We start from the raw sequence: 4441 nt of genomic DNA, 5'->3' as shown, positions 1-4441 counted from the left end.
TCACGACCCACCAGCCCCGTAGCGCCAGGAGGAACCATGCCCACGACCCCGACCCGTGACGACGTCTTCGAGATCGTCCGCCGCAACCTCATCGAGGTGCTGCCCGAGCTGTCGCCCGAGCAGATCACGCGCACGTCGAGCATGCGTGACCTCGGCGCGAACTCGCTCGACCGCACCGACGTCGTGCTCGCCAGTCAGGAGGACCTGGGGATCCGGGTCCCGGCCCGGGCCTTCGCCGAGGTCTCGGACATCGACTCGCTCGTCACGACCCTGCACGCCCACCTGGGATGAGCGAACCGATCGGTGGCCGGCCACCGTCGTCACCGGTCGTGGTGACGGCGGCCTCGGTGCTGTCCCCGATCGGCGACGACCTCGCCACCTTCGCCGCCGCGCTGCTCGCCGGACGAAGCGGGGTCGTCCTGGACGACGGCGCCGACCAGTCCGCCCCCGCGGCGACCCTGGACGGGTTCGAGGTGCGGCAGTGGGCCGCTCGGCACCTCGCCGACGACCCTGCCACGGCCGAGCAGCTCTGCCGGCTCGCCTCCCGGCTGCCGCTGCCCGCGCGCACCGCGGCCTGCGTGGCGCTCGTCGCCGTCCGCGACGCTGGCCTGCCCACCGTGACGGAGCCGGCCGTCGCAGCCCGCACCGGCATCGTCGGCGCGGGCAGCAACCTGGCGCTGGCCCACAGCGCGGCGGCCGTGCTCGCGCACGCCGGACACGGCGGACGGCTGCGCGCGTCGTACGCGCTCACCCACCTCGACAACGACGTCATCGGCACGGTCGCCGAGGTCACCGGAATCACCGGCGAGGGTTGGACCGTCGGCGCCGCCTCGGCGAGCGGCACGGTCGCCCTCGTCCAGGCCGTCCGCGCCATCGCCTCCGGGGCCCTCGACCACGTCCTGGTGGTGGCGCCGGCCGTCCGGCTCTCCGCTGCGGCCCGCGAGGCCTTCCGGCTCAGCGGGGCTATGGCGTGGGAGCACTTCCGCGACCGACCCGGCAGCATGTGCCGCCCCTTCGACACCCGCCGGCAGGGCTTCGTGGCCGGCGAGGGCGCCGCCGCCCTCGTCCTCGAGACGGCGGCCGCCGCTCAGTCCCGCGGGGCGAGCGCACTGGCCGTGATCGCCGGCCACGGGCAGCGGCTGGACGCCCGTCGCGGGACCGCGCCGGACGCCGACGGCGAGGTGGCGGCCATGCGCGCCGCTATCGCCACGGCCGGTCTGACCCCGGCGGAGATCGACTACGTCAACGCCCACGGCACCGGTTCCGAGCTGGGCGACGCCACCGAGGCGCGCGCACTGCGCAGGGTCTTCGACGGCGCCACCCCGATGATCAACTCCACCAAACCCCTCACCGGGCACTGCCTCGGTGCCGCCGGCCTCGTCGAGGCCGTGGCGTGCATCGCGCAGCTGCGCGCCGGCGCTTGCCATCCCAACCCGAACCTGGACGCACCCCTCGACGACCAGCTGCACTTCGTCGGCCGCGAGGCGGTGCACCGTCCACTGCGCACAGCCCTGTCCACCAGCGTGGGATTCGGTGGCGTCAACGCTGCTGTCGTCCTGCGCGCAGCCACCACCGGGAAGTCCAGATGAGAAACGTCGGCATCGAAGCACTGAACGTCTACTGCGCCCGTACCTACGTCGACGTCGCCGAACTCTTCGCCGCCCGCGGTCTGGACGACGCCCGCATGGACAACCTGATGATGCAGCGCAAGAGCGTGGCGCTGCACTGTGAGGACGCCGTCTCGTTCGCGGTGAACGCGGCCACACCGCTGGTGGACGCCCTCTCCGAGGACGAGCGCGCGCGCATCGAGCTGGTCGTCGTCGGCACCGAGTCCGGCCTGGACTTCGGCAAGTCGCTGGCCACCTACGTCCACGACCAGCTGGGGTTGCCACGCACCTGCCGGCTCTTCGAGGTGAAGCAGGCCTGTTACAGCGGCACGGCCGCGCTCCAGATGGCAGCCGCCGTCATCGGCGCCGGGCCGCACGACGGCGCCAAGGCGCTGGTCATCGCCAGCGACGTCGCCCGACCCGTCCCGCACACCTACGTCGAGCCCAGCCAGGGCGCCGGGGCCGTCGCGATGCTGATCAGCGACGACCCGCGTGTCGCCGTCCTCGACCCCGGCGCCAACGGCCTGCACAGCTACGAGGTGATGGACACCTGCCGGCCGGACCCGGCCATCGAGGCAGGCGACGCTGACCTGTCGCTGCTGAGCTACATCGATTGCCTGACCGGTTCCTTCACCGACTACTCGGCCAAGGTCGGCGGCGCCGACCTGATCGCGGATCTCGATCTGCTCGCCATGCACACCCCGTTCCCCGGCATGGTCAAGGGCGCGCACCGAGCCGTGCTGCGGCGGCTCAAGCGGACGACTCCCGCCGCGATCGAGGACGACTTCGTCCGGCGTCTCGCCCCGTCGATCATCTATCCCCAGCAGGTCGGCAACGTCTACGCAGGCACCGTCTTCCTGGCCCTGGCCAGCACCATCCAGCACGCCCCGATCGACGGCGAGCGCCGCATCGGCATCTTCTCCTACGGCTCGGGATGCTCGTCGGAGTTCTTCAGCGCCGTCGTGTCGCCGCAGTCACAGCAGGTGCTGAGTGGCATGCGGATCGGGGAGCAGCTGGCCGGGCGGCATCACCTGGCCATCGACGAGTACGACGAGCTGCTCGCCGCGACCGCCGAGCTCGGCTTCGGCACCCGCGACTTCGACCTCGACCTCGATCGCTTCCCGCAGATCATGAAGTCGGCCGTCGGGTCCTCGGGAGGTCGGACGCTGCTGCTCGAGGCCGTCCGCGGTTACCACCGCGAGTACGTCTGGGTGGGCGCCTGACCATGTCGCCCCTCACCATCGTCCGGGGCCGGGGGGTCGTCCGGGTCGAGCTGGACCGGCCCGAGGCCGGCAATCCGCTGACCCCGGAACTCCTCGACGCCCTCACCGGCGCCCTGAGCAACGCCGAGCAGGACCCCGACTGCCGGGTTCTCGTGCTGAGCGCCCGCGGTGCCCGGTTCTGCGTCGGCACCGATCTGTCCGACGGAGCACCGCCGGCCACGCGACTGCAGGCGGCGTCCAGCGACGGGGAAGCGTTGCCGTACTGGCACCTGCTCGAACGGCTCGCGTCGGGGCCGCTGGTGACCGTTGCCCTCGTCGATGGCACCGCCACGGCCGGCGGCGTCGGACTGGCCTGCGCCTGTGATCTCGTCCTCGCCGGCGAGAACGCCCGGTTCCGGCTCACCGAGACCCTCGTCGGGCTCGTCCCGGCCATGGCCCTGCCCTTCGTCGCACGCCGCATCGGCGAGCAACGCGCCTTCACCGCCGCCCTGCTCACGGAGTCCTTCGACCCCGCCGCCGCCCTCGCCTGCGGGCTCGCCGACCGCGCCGACGGCCCGGCCGAGACCATGCTGCGCCAGACGCTCGTGGCCCTCGGCCGTCTCGACCGTGACACGGCTGCCGCGCTCAAGGCCTTCCGCACCCGGCTGCACCCGCGCGACGCCGATCTCGGTCCGGACGCCTCGGCGCTGCTGCTCGACCGCCTCGCCGACGCCGGGGTCCGTGCGCGGCTCGACCGCCTCGCCGACGCGCAGGTGCTGCGATGACGGGCGGGTCCCCGATCGGAGTCGAGACCGGCGGTGCTGTCGCCGTCGTCACCATGGCCGACCGCGAAGGGCGCAACACCTTCACCCCGGAGTTCACCGGCGGCCTGGTGACGGCCATGGCGCAGGCCGTGGCCGCGCCGACGACCAGAGTCGTCCTCGTCCGAGGGCTGCCGGAGCTTTTCTGTGCCGGCGGCACCCAGCGCGAGCTGCGGGCCTTCGCCGACGGCCGCGGCAGCTTCGACACCGACGACTTCTTCCGGGAGTTCGCCCGCTGCCCACTGCCGGTGGTCGCCTCGGTGCAGGGCCACGCCATCGGCGGTGGACTCGTCCTCGCCCTCTACGCCGACCTGGCCGTCTTCAGCCTCCGCTCGGTCTACGCGGCGAACTTCATGCGGTACGGATTCACACCCGGCATGGGTGCCACCGATGTGTTGCCGCGCAAGCTCGGCCGAGTGCTGGGCACCGAACTGCTCTGGAGCGCCCGCAATTACCGCGGCGCTGAGCTGGCCCGCCGCCACGCCCCTCTCGACATCGTCGCCCACGACGAGGTCCCGGCTCGGGCCCTCGAACTCGCCGAGTCCGTCGCGGCCGCCCCGCGGACCTCGCTCGAACTGCTGAAGGCCGAACTGTCCGGTGAGCTGCTGCGCAGCACCACCGACGCCATCGCCGCCGAGGCCCGGATGCATCGGACGACGTTCCGCCTGCCCGAGGTCGCGCAGCGCATTCGCGAGGCCTACGGCCGGCCCCCTGCCCCGACGACGACAGAGGCGACGCACTGATGGACGCACGAGACATCCTGGCCAGGTTCCGGGCCGGCACACTCGACCGCGACGATGCGACGACCCTG

5 protein-coding genes are annotated in these 4441 nt (G+C 72.7%); all 5 read left to right on the top strand.

Annotated elements, in window-relative coordinates; all coding sequences use genetic code 11:
* Positions 1 to 36 precede the first annotated feature (36 nt).
* From AC0NZQ_RS06710 to AC0NZQ_RS06690, 5 genes are read left to right on the top strand one after another with little or no spacing between them, the layout of a single operon-like run.
* Positions 37 to 291 (top strand): phosphopantetheine-binding protein, encoded by a 255-nt coding sequence (locus AC0NZQ_RS06710; RefSeq protein ID WP_474528904.1) that lies wholly within the window; start codon positions 37 to 39, stop codon positions 289 to 291.
* Positions 288 to 1589, top strand: a complete 1302-nt coding sequence (locus tag AC0NZQ_RS06705) for a beta-ketoacyl synthase N-terminal-like domain-containing protein (protein ID WP_474528903.1) — start codon at positions 288 to 290, stop codon at positions 1587 to 1589. The genes AC0NZQ_RS06710 and AC0NZQ_RS06705 overlap by 4 nt, the downstream gene beginning before the upstream one ends.
* Positions 1586 to 2830, top strand: coding sequence for a hydroxymethylglutaryl-CoA synthase family protein (locus AC0NZQ_RS06700; protein WP_474528902.1), 1245 nt, complete (start codon positions 1586 to 1588; stop codon positions 2828 to 2830). Before AC0NZQ_RS06705 ends, AC0NZQ_RS06700 begins: the two co-directional genes overlap by 4 nt.
* A 2-nt stretch (positions 2831 to 2832) precedes the next feature.
* Positions 2833 to 3594, top strand: coding sequence for an enoyl-CoA hydratase-related protein (locus tag AC0NZQ_RS06695; RefSeq protein ID WP_474528901.1), 762 nt, complete (start codon positions 2833 to 2835; stop codon positions 3592 to 3594).
* Positions 3591 to 4373, top strand: a complete 783-nt coding sequence (locus AC0NZQ_RS06690; protein WP_474528900.1) for a polyketide synthase — start codon at positions 3591 to 3593, stop codon at positions 4371 to 4373. The genes AC0NZQ_RS06695 and AC0NZQ_RS06690 overlap by 4 nt, the downstream gene beginning before the upstream one ends.
* Positions 4374 to 4441 lie beyond the last annotated feature (68 nt).

The organism is Jatrophihabitans sp. sgz311053 (assembly GCF_056135305.1).
Note: the sequence above shows the minus strand (reverse complement) of the source record. Positions and strands in the feature narration are given on the sequence as shown.

Excerpts from the sequence above, each read along its gene's own strand:
- AC0NZQ_RS06705 (WP_474528903.1), top strand. The coding sequence starts at position 288 with ATGAGCGAACCGATCGGTGGCCGGCCACCGTCGTCACCGGTCGTGGTG.
- AC0NZQ_RS06695 (WP_474528901.1), top strand. The coding sequence starts at position 2,833 with ATGTCGCCCCTCACCATCGTCCGGGGCCGGGGGGTCGTCCGGGTCGAG.
- AC0NZQ_RS06690 (WP_474528900.1), top strand. The coding sequence starts at position 3,591 with ATGACGGGCGGGTCCCCGATCGGAGTCGAGACCGGCGGTGCTGTCGCC.
- AC0NZQ_RS06710 (WP_474528904.1), top strand. The coding sequence starts at position 37 with ATGCCCACGACCCCGACCCGTGACGACGTCTTCGAGATCGTCCGCCGC.
- AC0NZQ_RS06700 (WP_474528902.1), top strand. The coding sequence starts at position 1,586 with ATGAGAAACGTCGGCATCGAAGCACTGAACGTCTACTGCGCCCGTACC.